General features: G+C 46.8%; 16 protein-coding genes and 1 riboswitch. Of the genes, 5 read left to right on the forward strand and 11 right to left on the reverse strand.

Features of this window, described 5'->3' with window-relative positions; genetic code table 11:
• The first annotated feature begins 673 nt into the window (after positions 1-673).
• From ACQCVH_RS16875 to yhbH, 3 genes are all read left to right on the forward strand, one after another.
• Entirely contained in the window at positions 674-2,569 is a 1,896-nt protein-coding gene (locus ACQCVH_RS16875; RefSeq protein ID WP_224899393.1) for a PrkA family serine protein kinase, read from the forward strand.
• A gap of 108 nt (positions 2,570-2,677) precedes the next feature.
• Complete coding sequence (locus ACQCVH_RS16880; protein WP_426836788.1) at positions 2,678-2,851, forward strand: hypothetical protein; 174 nt, start codon at positions 2,678-2,680, stop codon at positions 2,849-2,851.
• A 776-nt stretch (positions 2,852-3,627) separates the two neighbouring features.
• Positions 3,628-4,797, forward strand: coding sequence for a sporulation protein YhbH (gene yhbH, locus ACQCVH_RS16885; protein WP_426836789.1), 1,170 nt, complete (start codon positions 3,628-3,630; stop codon positions 4,795-4,797).
• A 111-nt stretch (positions 4,798-4,908) separates the two neighbouring features.
• Here yhbH and ACQCVH_RS16890 read toward each other — a convergent pair whose 3' ends face one another.
• The 10 genes from ACQCVH_RS16890 to ACQCVH_RS16935 all read right to left on the reverse strand — a co-directional run bounded on the left by ACQCVH_RS16890 (position 4,909) and on the right by ACQCVH_RS16935 (position 12,792).
• On the reverse strand, positions 4,909-5,046 hold the full coding sequence (locus ACQCVH_RS16890; RefSeq protein ID WP_426836790.1) for a hypothetical protein: 138 nt from the start codon (positions 5,044-5,046) through the stop codon (positions 4,909-4,911).
• Positions 5,047-5,205: 159 nt separating this feature from the next.
• Positions 5,206-5,418 carry a hypothetical protein gene (locus tag ACQCVH_RS16895; RefSeq protein ID WP_426836791.1) on the reverse strand — a complete coding sequence of 71 codons (213 nt, stop codon included), beginning with the start codon at positions 5,416-5,418 and terminating at the stop codon, positions 5,206-5,208.
• 79 nt (positions 5,419-5,497) lie between these two features.
• Positions 5,498-5,585, reverse strand: a riboswitch (cyclic di-GMP riboswitch).
• Positions 5,586-5,739: 154 nt separating this feature from the next.
• On the reverse strand, positions 5,740-7,179 hold the full coding sequence (locus tag ACQCVH_RS16900) for a TerD family protein (protein ID WP_426836792.1): 1,440 nt from the start codon (positions 7,177-7,179) through the stop codon (positions 5,740-5,742).
• Positions 7,180-7,402: 223 nt separating this feature from the next.
• Complete coding sequence (locus ACQCVH_RS16905; RefSeq protein ID WP_224899402.1) at positions 7,403-7,618, reverse strand: hypothetical protein; 216 nt, start codon at positions 7,616-7,618, stop codon at positions 7,403-7,405.
• Positions 7,619-8,257: 639 nt separating this feature from the next.
• Complete coding sequence (locus ACQCVH_RS16910) at positions 8,258-9,088, reverse strand: aldo/keto reductase (protein ID WP_426836794.1); 831 nt, start codon at positions 9,086-9,088, stop codon at positions 8,258-8,260.
• Positions 9,089-9,168: 80 nt separating this feature from the next.
• The gene (locus tag ACQCVH_RS16915; RefSeq protein ID WP_426836795.1) at positions 9,169-9,837 is read right to left on the reverse strand and encodes a P-II family nitrogen regulator; all 669 of its coding nucleotides are present in this window, start codon (positions 9,835-9,837) and stop codon (positions 9,169-9,171) included.
• On the reverse strand, positions 9,838-10,563 hold the full coding sequence (locus ACQCVH_RS16920; RefSeq protein WP_426836796.1) for a DUF1538 domain-containing protein: 726 nt from the start codon (positions 10,561-10,563) through the stop codon (positions 9,838-9,840). It abuts the gene before it with no gap.
• Positions 10,560-11,252 (reverse strand): DUF1538 domain-containing protein, encoded by a 693-nt coding sequence (locus ACQCVH_RS16925; protein WP_426836797.1) that lies wholly within the window; start codon positions 11,250-11,252, stop codon positions 10,560-10,562. Before ACQCVH_RS16925 ends, ACQCVH_RS16920 begins: the two co-directional genes overlap by 4 nt.
• Before the next feature lie 155 nt (positions 11,253-11,407).
• Entirely contained in the window at positions 11,408-12,055 is a 648-nt protein-coding gene (locus ACQCVH_RS16930) for a spore coat protein (RefSeq protein WP_426836798.1), read from the reverse strand.
• A 131-nt stretch (positions 12,056-12,186) separates the two neighbouring features.
• Positions 12,187-12,792: a DNA-3-methyladenine glycosylase gene (locus ACQCVH_RS16935; RefSeq protein WP_426836799.1), complete on the reverse strand. Its 606-nt coding sequence runs from the start codon at positions 12,790-12,792 to the stop codon at positions 12,187-12,189.
• Positions 12,793-12,955: 163 nt separating this feature from the next.
• Between ACQCVH_RS16935 and proC the strand changes: the two genes are divergently transcribed.
• On the forward strand, positions 12,956-13,780 hold the full coding sequence (proC, locus tag ACQCVH_RS16940; protein ID WP_426836800.1) for a pyrroline-5-carboxylate reductase: 825 nt from the start codon (positions 12,956-12,958) through the stop codon (positions 13,778-13,780).
• Complete coding sequence (locus tag ACQCVH_RS16945; RefSeq protein ID WP_426836801.1) at positions 13,777-13,914, forward strand: hypothetical protein; 138 nt, start codon at positions 13,777-13,779, stop codon at positions 13,912-13,914. Before proC ends, ACQCVH_RS16945 begins: the two co-directional genes overlap by 4 nt.
• A 381-nt stretch (positions 13,915-14,295) precedes the next feature.
• Here ACQCVH_RS16945 and ACQCVH_RS16950 read toward each other — a convergent pair whose 3' ends face one another.
• Positions 14,296-15,558: an ATP-binding protein gene (locus ACQCVH_RS16950; protein WP_426836802.1), complete on the reverse strand. Its 1,263-nt coding sequence runs from the start codon at positions 15,556-15,558 to the stop codon at positions 14,296-14,298.
• Positions 15,559-15,611: the final 53 nt, after the last annotated feature.

A 15,611-nucleotide genomic window follows, 5' to 3' on the forward strand; every position in this document is an offset into this window, starting at 1 on the left:
AAGTCATGCATAGAAAGAGGCCCAATCGATGCATGACACAGTATTAAAAAGACAAGTCATGCATAGAAAGAGGCCCAATCGATGCATGCCCCAGTGTTAAAAAGGCAAGTCAAGCATAGAAAGAGGCCCAATCGATGCATGACCCAGCACTAAAAAGGCAAGTCATGCATAGAAAGAGCCCTCATCAATGCATGACACACAACCAGAAAAGAAAAGCCTCGTCCAAATATGGCCGCACTCCATCAGGCACATCTAGTTCTGCTGACAATCAAAAAAAGGACCGGAATCCCAGATTCCGATCCTTTTTTGTATACCGTTCTTCTTACTTATTCATCCCTGGTTTGTCGTTATAGCCGGCAGTGAAGATGGCTGACAGGAACGCGATAGTTACGCCGATGATCAAAATCAAGCCCATGATGTTGGCCTCCTTTTTATGTAGGAATTCCCTTTTGCATACTATGTAATCTTATTATAGCCCAATTCCGTCATGGTGTGAATGAAAAACTGTGGATATTTTATGGAGAATCGCCGGAGGAATGCGGCAGGGCTGGCAGGTTCAGGCACCCTGAAGGCGAAGGGAATTCTGCTTTTCTTCCGGGTTATAGAATGTTTAATTGCCCAAGCGCATAGATTATATTAATCGTCTCTGATAATGCGACAGGGGGAGGTCCTTATGGATATTATAAAAAAAATCGAGATGTACAGACACGAAGAGGAAAAGCTTAAATGGGAAGGGACATTCAGGGAGTATTTAGACATTGTCAAAGAGAAGCCATGGGTAGCCCAGTCAGCACATTCCAGGGTATACAGTATGATCAAGGATGCCGGTGTCGAAGACGATAAAGGAAAAAAACGGTATAAATTTTTCAGCAACCAGCTGTTTGGTCTGGAGGAATCGCTCGAAAGGCTAGTGGAAGAGTATTTCCATCCTTCTGCAAAAAGGCTTGATGTCAGGAAAAGGATCCTGCTCCTCATGGGTCCTGTCAGCGGAGGGAAATCTACGCTCGTCACAATGCTTAAGCGGGGGCTTGAAGCGTATTCCCTTACCGATAAAGGTGCTGTATTTGCGATTAAAGGCTGTCCAATGCATGAAGACCCGCTCCACCTGATTCCGCATCATCTGCGGAAGGACTTCTTTGATGAGTATGGAATCAGGATTGAAGGAAATCTGTCCCCGCTGAATATGATGCGGCTTGAGCAGGAGTACGGGGGACGGATAGAAGATGTAGTGGTCGAAAGGATCTTTTTCTCAGAGGATAAACGGACCGGGATTGGAACATTCAGCCCATCTGATCCGAAATCCCAGGATATTGCCGATCTTACCGGCAGCATAGATTTCTCCACGATCGCCGAATACGGTTCAGAATCTGACCCGCGGGCCTACAGGTTTGACGGGGAGCTGAATAAGGCGAACAGGGGAATGATGGAGTTCCAGGAGATGCTGAAATGCGATGAAAAATTCCTATGGCATCTGCTCTCCCTCACACAGGAAGGCAATTTCAAGGCAGGGCGGTTTGCGCTGATTTCTGCAGATGAGCTGATTGTGGCGCATACGAATGAAACAGAGTACCGTTCCTTCATTTCCAATAAGAAAAATGAAGCACTTCATTCCCGGATCATTGTCATGCCTGTCCCTTATAACCTTAAGGTTACAGAAGAAGAAAAAATCTATGAAAAAATGATCAGTGAGAGCGATGTTTCAGATGTCCATATTGCACCGCACACGCTTAAGGTAGCAGCGATGTTTACTACCTTGACGAGGCTGAAGGAACCTAAAAAGGGTGATATTGACCTGGTGAAGAAAATGAGGCTCTATGACGGAGAAAGTGTGGAAGGCTACAACCGCGCAGACGTGGAGGAGCTTCAGAAGGAATATCCTGATGAAGGAATGAGCGGAATTGATCCGCGTTATGTCATCAACCGGATATCATCCACAATCATCCGGAAAGAGATTACCAGCATCAATGCGCTGGATGTTCTGAGATCCCTGAAAGAAGGTCTTGATCAGCATCCGTCGATCACCGCTGAGCTGAAAGAGCGCTATTTGAATTTCATATCACTTGCACGCAAGGAATATGATGATATTGCCAAGAAGGAAGTCCAGAAGGCATTTGTTTATTCATATGAAGAATCGGCGAAGACTCTTATGGACAATTATCTGGATAATGTAGAGGCTTATTGCAATAAGGCGAAGCTCCGCGACCCTCTGACAGGTGAGGAAATCAATCCGGATGAAAAGCTGATGAGGTCGATCGAAGAGCAGATCGGTATTTCGGAAAATGCGAAAAAGGCATTCAGGGAAGAAATCCTTATCCGCATCTCTGCCTATGCCAGGAAAGGCAAGCGCTTTGACTACAATTCGCATGACCGTCTCCGCGAAGCGATTCAGAAGAAGCTGTTTGCAGACCTGAAGGATGTTGTGAAGATTACAACATCTTCAAAGACTCCTGATGAGCAGCAGCTGAAGAAGGTAAATGAAGTAGTAGCAAGACTCATTGATGAACACGGCTATAATTCTACCTCTGCGAATGAACTGCTGCGGTATGTGGGAAGTTTGCTGAACAGATAAATGTAAAAGGCTGGCAGGGTTTGCCGGCCTTTTTGGCTGTTTTCTTCCGGGAAAGAGTTAGTTTCAATTCGGGCGGCCAGGGGAAAAGGAAGTATAGAGGTGATTAAGATGAAGAAAAAGGAACTGGACAAGGACTTTATGCCAAGAAACAGCTCCATGGCCGAAAATGTAGAAGAGATGCATAATCTGGGAAAGCAGATGGAGCATCTCAGGACTGGGGAAGAGCTTGAAGAGGACGGAAAGCAGCCTGACCCTATCCAGTATAAAGATAACGAAAAGTGACTCCTGCGCTGAAGCTGCAGGAGTTTTTTTATGGGATAAGAAGGTATACTTTTTAACTTTGATTACTGTCTAACAGCTGCGCCTTCCCCCTGGAGGTCACAAGCCAATCCTCCGAAAAATAAAGATCGCCTTTCCGGGAGGACCGTCTTAAGCCCCCGGGAAGATGGACATGCAGCCGCTGCCACAGGACGTGATGTTCTTAGACTGCGTTCCTTTAGGGTTACCAAGGCGCTGGCGCTATGGGCAGTCTCCCCTGGGTTCTATTTGGCCCAAAGACGAAATAGATATAGCAATAAACAGCCATAAGTCAGGGGAGAGGAAAGGATGAGAAAATGGAGGGCTGCTATTTTAATAGCGATTATGCTGTTTGTGCTGCAGGATGGACATGCTTCTGCCGCATAAAGAAATGAATATATATACGGCCGGCGTGAATGATTCTGCCTTGAATTTGAAGCAGAAACCTTCGTTTGTGCCGGGTCCCATATATGCGCCGCAAATCATAGAAGGCCTGTACTCACACGTCTATGAATGCCTTGCTTATAACGATAATGCCCACTTTTATAATGAATTTTTGGAAAGATGACAGGCTATAAAAAAGGCTTGTCCAACAGTATAGGCATCTGTCTTATTGTCAAAATTATTTGTAAATTATTTTGATATCTCGCATAGTATAGAGTAATTAATATTTCACGTTTCTTTTGACACTCGGGATATTGTATGTTGTTTAAGGAAAATGTGTGCAAAAATTCAAAGATTTTTTTCAAGGAGGGGTTATAATGACCGACATCAACAACCGCCAGTTTGTGATTTCCGAAGAAGATTGGTCCCTCCATCGCAAAGGCCACGATGATCAGCAGCGCCACCAGGAAAAGGTACAGGATGCGATTCGGAACAATCTCCCAGATCTGATAACAGAAGAAAGCATCATTATGTCCAATGGCCGTGAAGTCGTGAAAATTCCGATTCGCTCTCTTGACGAATATAAAATTCGTTATAACTATGATAAAAACAAACATGTAGGCCAGGGAGACGGAGACAGCCAGGTAGGCGATGTGGTCGCCAGAGACGGCTCCAGCGGCCAGAAAGGCCCAGGGAAAGGCCAGGGTGCAGGCGACCAGCCGGGGGAAGATTATTTCGAAGCTGAAGTGTCCATGATGGAGCTTGAGGAAGCATTGTTCAAGCAGCTGGAGCTGCCGAACCTGAAAAGGAAGGAACAGGAAGAGCATCTGGTTGAAAACATTGAATTCAATGATATCCGAAAAACAGGATTAATGGGCAATATTGACAAAAAACGCACAATGATGACCGCATTTAAACGAAATGCGATGACAGGGAAGCCGGCCTTCTATCCGATCTATCAGGAGGATCTGAAGTTCAAGACATGGAATGAAATTGTAAAGCCTGACTCTAAGGCAGTAGTGCTCGCAATGATGGATACGAGCGGATCAATGGGATTATGGGAGAAATATATGGCGCGGAGCTTTTTCTTTTGGATGACCCGGTTTTTGCGGACAAAGTATGAAACGGTGGAAATAGAGTTCATTGCCCACCATACAGAAGCGAAGGTCGTATCAGAGGAAGATTTCTTTTCGAAAGGGGAAAGCGGGGGAACCATTTGCTCATCAGCCTACCGCAAAGCTATGGAGCTGATCAATGAAAAATACAACCCAAGAAGATTCAATATCTATCCTTTCCATTTTTCCGATGGTGATAACCTTACCTCTGACAATGCCCGCTGCGTGAAGCTTGTTGAAGAGCTGATTGCGGTATCGAGCATGTTCGGGTACGGTGAAGTCAATCAGTACAACCGCCACTCGACCCTCATGTCCGCTTATAAGAATATTAAAAATGAGCACTTCAGATATTATATCCTCAAGCAAAAAGCAGATGTTTTCCATGCGATGAAGAGCTTCTTCCAAAACGAAGAAAATAAAATCTATGCATAAACAAACCGGCGGGCGGAGTGCCTGCCGGTTTTCTTGTCCAGACGCACAAAAAAGCCGTTTAATGAAAAGCGGCTTTCGTTGGCTTCCTGTTTTTGGCATGAAGGTGTTCTTTTATTTCTCCAGCGGGATTGCGATAATTTTCCCGCCGATCTGTACGTGGACTGTGTCATTGAATACAGCTTTCACAATCCCTTTTAAGGAGATCGATGAATTTAATGCCAATTTGGATTTTGCTGAATTTTCCGCCATGAAGATTCCCCTTTGCTTTGTATTTGAAGGAATGCTGCCTAATTATAGTAAATGAGTTAGTTACTTTCTTTTTGCCACTTTTTTGGAATCCCTAAACCTGATTTGGCGCATTATGCAGGAAATAATGATGGGTATGGGAGTAAAAGAAAAAGCAGCTGCTCATGTATAGCAGACTGCTTTTTCTTCCTTCAGCACGGAGCTTTTGCAGACAGGGCAATCGATATCATTGCTCTGCTTAAATTGGATTTTTTTGAAATCTTTTTTGATGAATGTGGTAAAGCCTTTGTACTTAAAGCCGCATTCACAAAAATTGGAATCTTTGACAAGATGCCTCTGATTGGTTTCTTTACATAAAAACGTCGGGTAAAACATAATTCTCCCTCTCTTTTAGAAATGGATTAGGCAAATTAGAAAGGGTATATGATTTATAAAAGTTTACAAGAATAGTATTCTTTACGGCCCGGCTGCCATGACAAAAAAATTGTTTTAGGCCCGTGGCTTTGCGTCTTTTACTTTCGTAAAGTTTGCCCTTAGTAAGATTAGCACTAAATCAGGCAAAAGATAAATAGTTTGTTTATTTTTTATATTCTGACTTCTATTAGCGGTTGTTCCTGCCAGCAGAAAGCGAAGGGGAGTTCCTTTGTAAAATACCGAGAAAAATGCAGCCTGACCGGTAAGATCAGGCTGCTGTCATTAAGATAAGAATTCTGCAGGGTTGAGTCCGAGCTCACGGCAGATATCACTGACTGCCTGCTGCTCATTCGGATCAAAATGTCCGTCTGCAAAGCCGATCGCAATGCAATAGCGGGCCACTAGCCTGGCGATTTCCGGTTTCGTCCGTATCCTGCCAAGCGCTCTGAATGCCTCTGCCCTGCCGATTGAAGGATCGCGTTCAATCTTCTGGACGTACAGGTTAAACTGCTGAATGACTTTTTGCGTATCAAATACCCGAAGCTCATCGCTCTGATTGACGAATTCAAGCATTTTCTGGCGTTCTGCCGGATCCAGCCTTCCATCAGCCATAGCTACAAGTGCACATGCTGCTACGACTGCTTCAAGGACGTCTTGGCTCTTGAATCGGTTAAAGAGTTCCTGGGCTTTTCTTTTTTGCTGATTGGCCCATTCTGCGTAATCGGTCTGGGATGGAGACCAGGCATTGCCGCAGCTGTTGCAGGTAAATTTCAGCTGTTTTTTTCCAATGAAGCCGCCCAATAATCCGACAGGCCCGAGGATCAGGCCGCCAATTGCCGCTTTGCCGAGGCCGAAGCCCTTTTCGCCGGTGCGTACATTAGTGGAACGGCAGCGAGGGCAGGCAATTTCTTCTCCCCCATATGCCTGTGAGGAAGAATAGGAAGGCTGCCCGTAGGAAGGAGCCGGATACGAAGCTTGCGGCTGTGCCTGCTGATAGCTTCCTGAGCTATAGGTCTGCTGGGAGCTGCCTGTATTATAGCCCTGCTGGTAATTTTGCCCTGCAGGTGCCTGCTGTGAATAGCTCTGCTGGTAAGTCTGTGTTTGCCCGAAAGGCTGATTGCCATGTGAAGGCTGGGGAGCCGGTTCATTATCCACCGTCACGCCGAAGTTGCGGCAGAGAGCAGCCAGGCCGCCCTGAAAGCCGCTGGCGATGGCATTAAATTTCCATTCGCCATTATGCCTGTACAGCTCTGCTGCGACGATGGCCGTTTCAACGGTAAAATCCCTGCCAAGGTTAAAACGGATAAGCTCTTCATTATTTTGTTCATTGAAAATCCGTACATAAGCATTTTCAATATGGCCGAAGTTCTGCTGTTTTGCCTGAGCGTCGTGGATGGTAATCGTAAAGGCAATCCGGTGGATCGAGTCCGGCACCCTCCGCAGGTCAATCCTGATTTGTTCATCATCCTGATTCCCCGCACCTGTGCGGTTATCGCCGCTGTACAGGATAGAGCCGTTCCCGCCGTTAGGATTATTGTAAAATACAAAATCGAGGTCACTATGTACTTTTCCTGATGCGCCTAATAGGAAGGCAGATGCGTCCAGATCATAGTTGGATCCCTGCCGGCTGATATCCCAGCCTAATCCCACGACAACATTTTGAAGACCGGGGCGGTTCTTGGTCAGATCGACCTTCTGCCCTTTGCTGAGCGTCACTCCCATAATTTCACTCCTTCTTTTCCAGGACCGGCGTTAAGCCGTCACTTGATAGAATCATATATTCCCAATATAACACAGTTCTTAAAGCGGTTTACAGCTTTGGCTGTGCGGACAGCCCTCTTTTTATAATACGGGTCAAGGAAGAAAAAGTTTCAGGGGGAGGAGGCTCCTTCCATTAAAAAAGCAGCTTCCCTGATTGAGGGAGCTGCTTCATGATTTGGGCATATTATCTGTCGACATAAGCCGGGCCTGAATGGTCCTGGCGAGTATTGCCTTGGTCAGAATTTAAAAAAGGAAGCTTTGATTTGATTTTGCTGATATTGTCTTCACCGACTGTAGACTTCACTTTGTTCATAACCTTATCCCGAGATTCCTTGTTCCTGAACACATACGCAAGTGCACCCAGTGCCACTACCCCAGTCAGGGAATTTCTTTTGCTCATGGATTTAGTCCTCCTTAGGTTTGATATTATTCAATTCCCTTTGCAGGGGGAGATAAACAGTTATATTTTGCTAACTGGGTGAGCAGGGAGGGGGAATGCTAGTATGGGGGCTGCTGATTTGCGTTCCAGGCACTTCGCTTTTCGCGGGGCGACGCTGAGCCTCCTCACGCTTAAGCGCTGCGGGGTCTCAGCTCTGCCGCTATTTCCCGCAGGATTTTGAATTCGCTTCTCAGACCTAATATCGCACGAAGAAAATGCGCATGCATTTTATGAGGAGTCTGCGTTCCTTGCACTCCAATCAACAGGGCTCTCGTAAAATTTTAGGCAAATTTCTCTTTAGGAAAACCGGGAGTTTCTTTGAAAAAATTTTGGTTGTTAAAGAGGGGGCTGTTGATTTCCGTTCCAGGCACTTCGCTTTCCGCGGGGCGGAGTTGAGCCTCCTCGGAGCAAGCTCCTGTGGGGTCTCAACTCTTCCGCTATCTCCCGCAGGAGTCTACGTGCCTTGCACTCCAATCAACAGGGTTTTTAAAATTAGTTGGGCATTTTTGCAGCACCAATTATGAGGCTGCTGATTCTGTAGGCTGGTAAAATAAAAAAGGGATACAGAATGAACCCATTCCATACCCCTTTTGCATATTATTAGAAATTAAAGTTATCAGGATCGGCACCGACGCGTTCGTTTTTGTTGAGGGCATCGATTTTTTCCATGTCTTCTGAGGAAAGCTCGAAGTCAAAGATATCTGCATTTTCAATGATGCGGTGTTCTTTGACTGATTTCGGGATGGTGACGACCTCATTTTGCAGGTCCCAGCGCAGAATGATCTGGGCAGGGGACTTTTTGTGCTTTTCGGCAATCTCTGTAATAACAGGCTCATCGAGGAGCTGTCCCTGCTTAAGAGGAGACCAGGCTTCAAGCTGAATCCCTTTTTGTTTGCAGAATTCGCGGAGTTCAAGCTGGGCCAGGTGCGGGTGGTATTCAACCTGGTTGACCATCGGTACGATTTCCGCTGTTTCAAGCAGATCTTCCAGATGGTGGACATGGAAGTTGCTGACACCGATCGCACGGACTCTTCCATCTTTATAGAGCTTTTCAAGGGCTCTCCAAGTATCTTTATACTTGCCTTTGACAGGCCAGTGGATCAGGTACAGATCGACATAGTCCAAGCCAAGCTTTGAAAGGCTTTCGTCGAATGCTGCCAGTGTAGAATCATAGCCCTGCTCAGAGTTCCAGACCTTTGTCGTGATGAATAGCTTTTCGCGGGGGACGCCTGATTCTTTGATGGCCTGTCCCACACCGTCTTCATTGCCGTAGATGGCTGCTGTGTCAATGCTCTTGTAGCCGTTCTTGATGGCTGCTTTGACTGAATCGATTACTTCAGTTCCTTCCTGGACCTTGAAAACGCCAAGTCCGAACCAGGGCATTTCCACTCCATTATGCAGCTTTGTTGTGTCCTGCAAGCTTTTTGGCATATTGTTACCTCCCAGAAATGTAATTTCCTCTTTATTTTCTCACAAATGTGGATATTTACTATATTGATATGCTCAGAAATTTAATGATTGATGCCTGCCACCTGATCAACATCCAGGATAAAGGAAATCCCATTGCCAGGTACATTCAGCTCGACAGCATCACAGATTGCCTGGAATACTTCCTGTGTCCGGCCGCTGTGGATGATGGTCAGCACAATCTCTTTTTCAGGCTCAATCAGCATATTGAATAAAGTGGCTTTTTCATTGATGCCAATTCCTCTGCCGGAAATGATGGTTGCCCCGTCAGCACCGGCATCTTTTGAGGCTTTTACAATTTTTTCGGCTTCCGAGCTTTTCACGATGGTCACAATCAAGTCGTATTCTTTATCGGCTGGCTTCATATTGGCCGCTCCTTCCTCTGCTTCTGCATTAGCGGGGACTTCCGGGGACTGGACGCCGATGAATCCGCTAACATTGATAAGCAATCCAAGTCCTGTACCGGGCCTTTCAAAATGGAGATGGCTGCTGACGTCCGTAATGACGTCTTCAGCAGATTCTTCTTTGATAAGCATGAGGATGACTTCTTTCTCATGGTTGATCTCCAGTCCGAGAAATGAGGTTTTCTCGTTTTTTCCGATGCCCTTTGCATATACAGTTGCCGCCGCAGCAAGCCCGGATCCCCGGGCAAGCCGGACGGCCTTTTTTGCAGTGCCTTTTTTAACTATCGCGATGAAAAGCTTATAGATCATTTAAGAAGCACCTTCCTTCCTCTTGAACAGGAGGCCAAGGATCAGGACAGCCAGGATCGGTATGAGGGCCACCAGGGCGATCAGGCCGAAGCCATCTGTCAGGGGATCCCGCCCCTCAGTTACTGCGGCAGCGCCCACGGCCATTGAGAGGATAAAAGTAACGGTCATCGGCCCTGTTGCGACACCGCCTGAATCGAAGGCGATGCTTACAAAGCTGCTGTTGGAAAAATAAATCAGGATCAGCACGAGGGCATATCCCGGGGCAAGATAGTACCAGAGAGAGAAGCCATGATGGATTCGGAGCATGGCAAGGGCAATGGACAGACCGACACCCGCCGATAGGGTGATGAGCATGATTTTTTCTGAGATGTAGCCGGATGTTACTTTTTCAACTTGTTTGTTTAATATTTTTACGGCTGGTTCTGCCAATGTAGTGACAAATCCGAGTACAAATCCGATTGGAATGATGATCCATGAGTATGGAAGATTGCCCAGCTTCTTTCCCATTTCCTCCCCGATGGGCATAAAGCCGAGATGGACTCCGTGAAGGAAGAATGCCAGTCCGGCAAAAGCAGACAGAAAACCTGCAAGAATCTGGATGACCTTCTGTTTCTTTAATTTCAGGAAAAACACCTGAAATATGATGAAGCAAAGAAGGAGGGGAGCAAGGGCCAAAGCAACCTCTGTCAGGGTGCCGCCAAAACCATGAAATAGCTTGTCCATCATTTAAAGATCCCTCCCAGCAGCAAAACGGCCAGAATCGGCCCGATTGAAGCAAGGCCGACAAGGCCAAATGAATCGCCAGAGGTTTGTTTGTTCCGGAAAACCTGGGCCACACCTACTCCGAGTGCCAAAATGAAAGGAACGGCGAGCGGCCCTGTCGTTACGCCTCCCGCATCAAATGAAATCGGTACAAATGACGATGGGGAGAAGAAGCTGACAATAAAGACGATGGCATAGCCGGCAATCAAAATGGCGGTGACAGGAATTTTGTAAATGGTCCTGATCATGGCAAGGCCGACAAAAAGACCGACTCCAGCAGCCACGGATAATATGAGGGAAATGGACGATATCTTCCCTCCGGATACCTGGTCAACCTGTGTGGACAGTACTCTGACGTCTGGCTCGGCCAGTGTGACGGCAATTCCAAGGATGAAGCCTGTGAGGATGATGACCCACGCTTTATTTGACTTTGGAAGAATTTTGCCAATCATTTCACCTATAGGAAGGAGGCCGATATTGACGCCGATGAGGAAGAACATCAGTCCCAGGATGACAAAGAAAAGGCCAAAGAGGAATGGAAGAAAGTCCTTGAAGGGCAATTGGATCAGGACAAGCTGCAGAAGGATGACTGCAGCAGAGACGGGAAGGATGGCAAGCAATGTTTCTTTGATGGATTCTTTAATTTCTTTCACACGGAGCGCCGCCTTTTACAATTTTTTGTGTTTTAATTTCTGCTTTTTTACCCAGTTTTTTAAATTTAGTAACAGCCTGCTTCAAAAAAACATTTTCCAATTAATTGAAGGGAGGAAAAAGAAATGCAGGCACCCCATTGGGGCGCCTGCGGCAGTTATTGAAGGGTATTAATATTGGGCTGGTTCATCATCTGCTGTCCGCCTGCCTGGGTATAGCTTCCAAGCAGCTGTTCTGTATCCTGCGGCGCCAGCTGGGGAACCTGGTAATAATGCTTCTGGTTCTGATAAAGGAACAGCTCGTAAGCCATTTCTGCATAATTTGGAACACTATCAGCAAGCACACGCCTTACGACTGGGTTTGTGCACTCCAACGCAGCCATTGACAGCTGGGAGGCTGCACCCTTCATTAAAGCAAGCAGGTATCCTGAATAGCATTGGTCGCCAATCTCGGAAGCTGACTGCTTTGGAGCAGCAGGCTGTGATGGCTGGAGACCGTAGATGACGTCATGCGTTTCGCCCATCATATAGGTTGTAGTCGGGACAGCCGGCTTTTGGCCGGTGGTGAAGCAGTCAACCATGGTGTTGTATTGGGTGATCATGAACTGCCTCTGGCGGTTTGCGATTTCCTTAAGCTGCGGATCCTGGATTTGGCCGCTGAACATAAGGTATTGATCGATTGCCGCTACAGTGCTGGAAAGGACCTCTTTCATATCCAGCATCTCGTGTCCGCCATGATTCATATGTGCCGGGATTTGTTCGTTTGTGTTCATTCCTGACTGTCCTTGCTGGTTAAACTGCTGCATCTGACTACCCCCAATTTGTAATTTTTCCCTTCATGAAGGGCTGTGATGGTGAAGACCATACATAACTATTGTGGTTATCCTGGAGGGCAATCATGCGGGGCAGATGCAGTTAAAAGAGGAATAAACATCCATCATGAGGATTCTATCTGATGGCGGGAAACATATGGGCTGCCTTTTACCCAGAAGCGCCAAGGATAGTCCTTTGCTTCGCCGGAATTATCAATTCCAATCCTTTTTCCTTTAGCTATCTCAGCAGGGGTATAGCCTTCAGCAAGAATGAGGGGAGGCTCGGAAAAGAGGCGTCCATAATCCTCCATAGTGACGCCAAGGGCTTTCGTAAGCTTCCCGGGCCCGTTGGTCAGATTCTTCAGATTATCCATCTTTCTCCGCTCTTTCATCAGGGAAATTCCTTCAGCAGGTTCAATGGCCCTGATGAGAACAGCCTCCGGTTTGTCCTTTTCAGCACTGACGACATTTAACAGGCAGTGGGTGTGCATAAGGTATGTGTAGGCGAGTCCCGGGCCGGCGTACATGACTTCAGTCCGCTTGGTCCGGCGGTTATTATAGCTGTGTGCAGCCTTGTCTTCGGGGCCTTTATAGGCTTCTGTTTCTACAATATATCCAGCGGCTGTACCTTCAGGTGTTTCCTTTATCAATAGACAGCCAAGAAGAGCCTGGGCAAGTTCAATGGTCGGCTGTGTGTAAAATTCGGCCGGCAGTGGTGTCCTATCCATCATGATTCAACGCTCCTTCAGTTAATGCTGGAGAAAGAATTTGCCGCACAGTTAAGCGCGGAGCATTCCCATTTTACCCTCTAACACCCTGATATAACCGGAAGTTGGAATTGAAGCAGGCAAGGAAGTATAATATAGGGAGCAAATTATGTAGGGAAGTGGAAAAGTGAATAAGAAGATTGGTTTTATAGGGTGCGGAAAAATGGCCCAGGCAATCATCGGGGGAATGCTGAGATCAGGGATTGCCCGGCCGGATGATATAGTGGCAAGTGCGAGGACGGAGAATACTCTTGCTTATGTTAAAAATACATATGATATTGAAGTGACCCTTGATAATAAGAGAGCAGCTGAACAGGCTGATTTTTTATTTCTGGCAGTAAAGCCTGATGTTCATGAGGAAGTGATTGAGGAAATCAGCGGGAGTGTTTCTGAAGATGCTATCATCATTACAATAGCAGCAGGAATCAGCCTTGCCTTTCTTGAGTCAGCTTTCGGCAGAGAAATAAAAGCAATTCGTTCTATGCCCAATACCCCATCGCTTGCCGGGGAGGGGATGAGCGCCCTGGCTGCCAGCAGGCAGGTGACTGAAAGTGAACGGAGGAAAGCTGCTGAACTTTTTGAAAGCTTCGGGAAAGCGGAGTTTATTGAAGAAAAGCTGATGGACAGCATCCCTGCCATCAGCGGCTCTTCGCCTGCTTATGTGTATATGTTCATTGAAGCCCTTGCTGACGGCGGCGTCCTTCAGGGACTCCCGAGGGAAACATCGTACCGGCTGGCAGCCCAGGCGGTGCTTGGTGCAGCCAAGATGGTGCTTGAGACAGGTAAGCATCCGGGAGAATTGAAAGATCAAGTGTGCACACCAGGGGGAGCCACCATTGAAGCAGTAGCTGAGCTGGAAAAACGCGGATTCAGGTCGGCGGTCATTTCGGCCATGCAGAGCTGCACCGGCAAATCAAAACAGCTGGCAAAAAGCCAGGCGGAACAGTCATGAATATCAGGACAGAGCAGGAAGCTGATTATAGCAGAGCAGAACATATCCACAGGCTTGCCTTTAGCCGTGAAAATGAAGCAGCCCTTGTCAGAACCATCCGAACCTCGAGGGAGTATATTCTGAATTATTGCTAATAGCGGAAGATGGAGAAGATATCGTGGGCTATATCATATTCAGCAAGGCAGTGATTGATACAGGGAAAGGGGAAGTGCCTGCCCTGGCGCTTGCCCCGGTTGCTGTTATCCCCCAGCGCAAAATGAAGGGATAGGATCCCTTCTTATAAAGAAGGTTTGAAACAGGCGGAATTTCAAGGCTATGCCCACGCCGTTATATTGGGGCATCCCGATTATTATCCGAGGTTTGGGTTCCGGCCTTCTTCAGTTTTTTGGGTTTTTTCACCTTTTCCCGTAGCGGAAGAGGTATTTATGCTTATGGAATTTAAGGAATGCTCCTTAGCTGGAATCAGCGGGACGGTAAAGTACCCGCCATCATTTGATCATGTGTAAGAACAGCTGTTAATCAGGACATTTTTCAGCAGGAAGCAGGATGGTAAAGGAGGTGCCTTTATTCAGCATGCTTTCTGCTTTTATTTTTCCGCCCATTCCCTCAATGATCCGAAAGACCACCATCATTCCAAGCCCCGTTCCTTTCCCTTCTTTTGTTGAAAAATACGGTTCCCCCAGCCTGCTGAGCTGCCCGGAGGTCATCCCCTTGCCTGTATCAGATATCAGGAGCTCCGCTTTGTCGTCCTGCAGCTTTGCCGATATAGAGAGGACTCCTCCGCCAGGCATTGCTTCAATGGCATTTTTGAACAGGTTTAGCAGGCATTGCTGAACCTTTGCATCTTCTCCTTTTATATATAATTCTTCCTCTGTATCGCAATAGATCTCCACAGAATGAGCATTCCCGTAAGGTGTGATCAATTCAACTGCTTTTCTGATTTCCCCTTCTAATGAAAAACATGAATTTGCTTCACAGTGCGGCTTGGCAAATGTAAGATAATCACTGATGATCACTTCCGCCCTGTTCAGCTCTTCGAGGGCTGTGTCTAAATAATAGGAACGCTTTCCTCCGCCTGGTTCTTCTTCTTTTAATAACTGGAGAAATCCTTTTGTTACGGTCAGGGGATTTCTTACTTCATGGCTGATGCTGGCAGCCAGGTGGGAAACGACCTCCATTTTTTCAGTCTTCATTACCGCCCTGTTCAGCTGCTGGTTCTGTACGATCAGCTCGATGGTGTAGGCTGCCAAAAATGCCCCGACCGTCTGAGTGACCGTATAGATAACAACGAATTCCAGGCATTCCTCCAGGCCTGCTCTAAATAGCAAGAGCAGGAAAGCAGCGATAGATAAGAGAAAAGACAGGACTGAAACGGTAAGCAGCCTTCCCCGTGTGTCCATGGCAATGAAGGAAGGGTGAAGCTTATATACAATAAAGGCGGCAATCAGCCCGGTGAAAATATTATAGGCAGCTCCGATCCCTCCGAGGGGAATGCGGATAAAGATGACAAAAATGAGCAGGGCGAGGGTGACCCTGGGACCTCCGTATAGTCCCCCCAGCAAGAATGGGATCCACCGCAGATCAAAAATGAAGCTGCTGTTCATTTTGACTGAACTGACCAGGCACAGGGAAGCAGTAATGATGCTGATGCCGGCAATAATATATTCGCGGTGGCGCAGAAAAAGCGATTGAAGGCGGCTGGCAAAAAGGAGCTGGAAAGAAAGCATGACGATAAGTATGATCAGCAGGTTGAACAGCAGGTCTTTAATATGCTCCATTGCTTCGCCCTCCATCTTTTTAGTTATATATTCCTAATTTTACAAATACCTGT

This window comes from Bacillus infantis (assembly GCF_050107595.1).
Classification (GTDB): Bacteria; Bacillota; Bacilli; order Bacillales; family Cytobacillaceae; genus Bacillus_AB; species Bacillus_AB infantis_C.

What these genes read in the sequence shown, in the direction of transcription:
- ACQCVH_RS16895 (WP_426836791.1), bottom strand. Translation starts at nt 5,418, where the DNA reads ATGTTTTACCCGACGTTTTTATGTAAAGAAACCAATCAGAGGCATCTT.
- ACQCVH_RS16915 (WP_426836795.1), bottom strand. Translation starts at nt 9,837, where the DNA reads ATGATCTATAAGCTTTTCATCGCGATAGTTAAAAAAGGCACTGCAAAA.
- ACQCVH_RS16880 (WP_426836788.1), top strand. Translation starts at nt 2,678, where the DNA reads ATGAAGAAAAAGGAACTGGACAAGGACTTTATGCCAAGAAACAGCTCC.
- ACQCVH_RS16900 (WP_426836792.1), bottom strand. Translation starts at nt 7,179, where the DNA reads ATGGGAGTGACGCTCAGCAAAGGGCAGAAGGTCGATCTGACCAAGAAC.
- ACQCVH_RS16935 (WP_426836799.1), bottom strand. Translation starts at nt 12,792, where the DNA reads ATGATGGATAGGACACCACTGCCGGCCGAATTTTACACACAGCCGACC.
- ACQCVH_RS16910 (WP_426836794.1), bottom strand. Translation starts at nt 9,088, where the DNA reads ATGCCAAAAAGCTTGCAGGACACAACAAAGCTGCATAATGGAGTGGAA.
- ACQCVH_RS16945 (WP_426836801.1), top strand. Translation starts at nt 13,777, where the DNA reads ATGAATATCAGGACAGAGCAGGAAGCTGATTATAGCAGAGCAGAACAT.
- ACQCVH_RS16875 (WP_224899393.1), top strand. Translation starts at nt 674, where the DNA reads ATGGATATTATAAAAAAAATCGAGATGTACAGACACGAAGAGGAAAAG.
- ACQCVH_RS16890 (WP_426836790.1), bottom strand. Translation starts at nt 5,046, where the DNA reads ATGGCGGAAAATTCAGCAAAATCCAAATTGGCATTAAATTCATCGATC.
- ACQCVH_RS16950 (WP_426836802.1), bottom strand. Translation starts at nt 15,558, where the DNA reads ATGGAGCATATTAAAGACCTGCTGTTCAACCTGCTGATCATACTTATC.
- ACQCVH_RS16930 (WP_426836798.1), bottom strand. Translation starts at nt 12,055, where the DNA reads ATGCAGCAGTTTAACCAGCAAGGACAGTCAGGAATGAACACAAACGAA.
- ACQCVH_RS16920 (WP_426836796.1), bottom strand. Translation starts at nt 10,563, where the DNA reads ATGATGGACAAGCTATTTCATGGTTTTGGCGGCACCCTGACAGAGGTT.
- yhbH (WP_426836789.1), top strand. Translation starts at nt 3,628, where the DNA reads ATGACCGACATCAACAACCGCCAGTTTGTGATTTCCGAAGAAGATTGG.
- ACQCVH_RS16905 (WP_224899402.1), bottom strand. Translation starts at nt 7,618, where the DNA reads ATGAGCAAAAGAAATTCCCTGACTGGGGTAGTGGCACTGGGTGCACTT.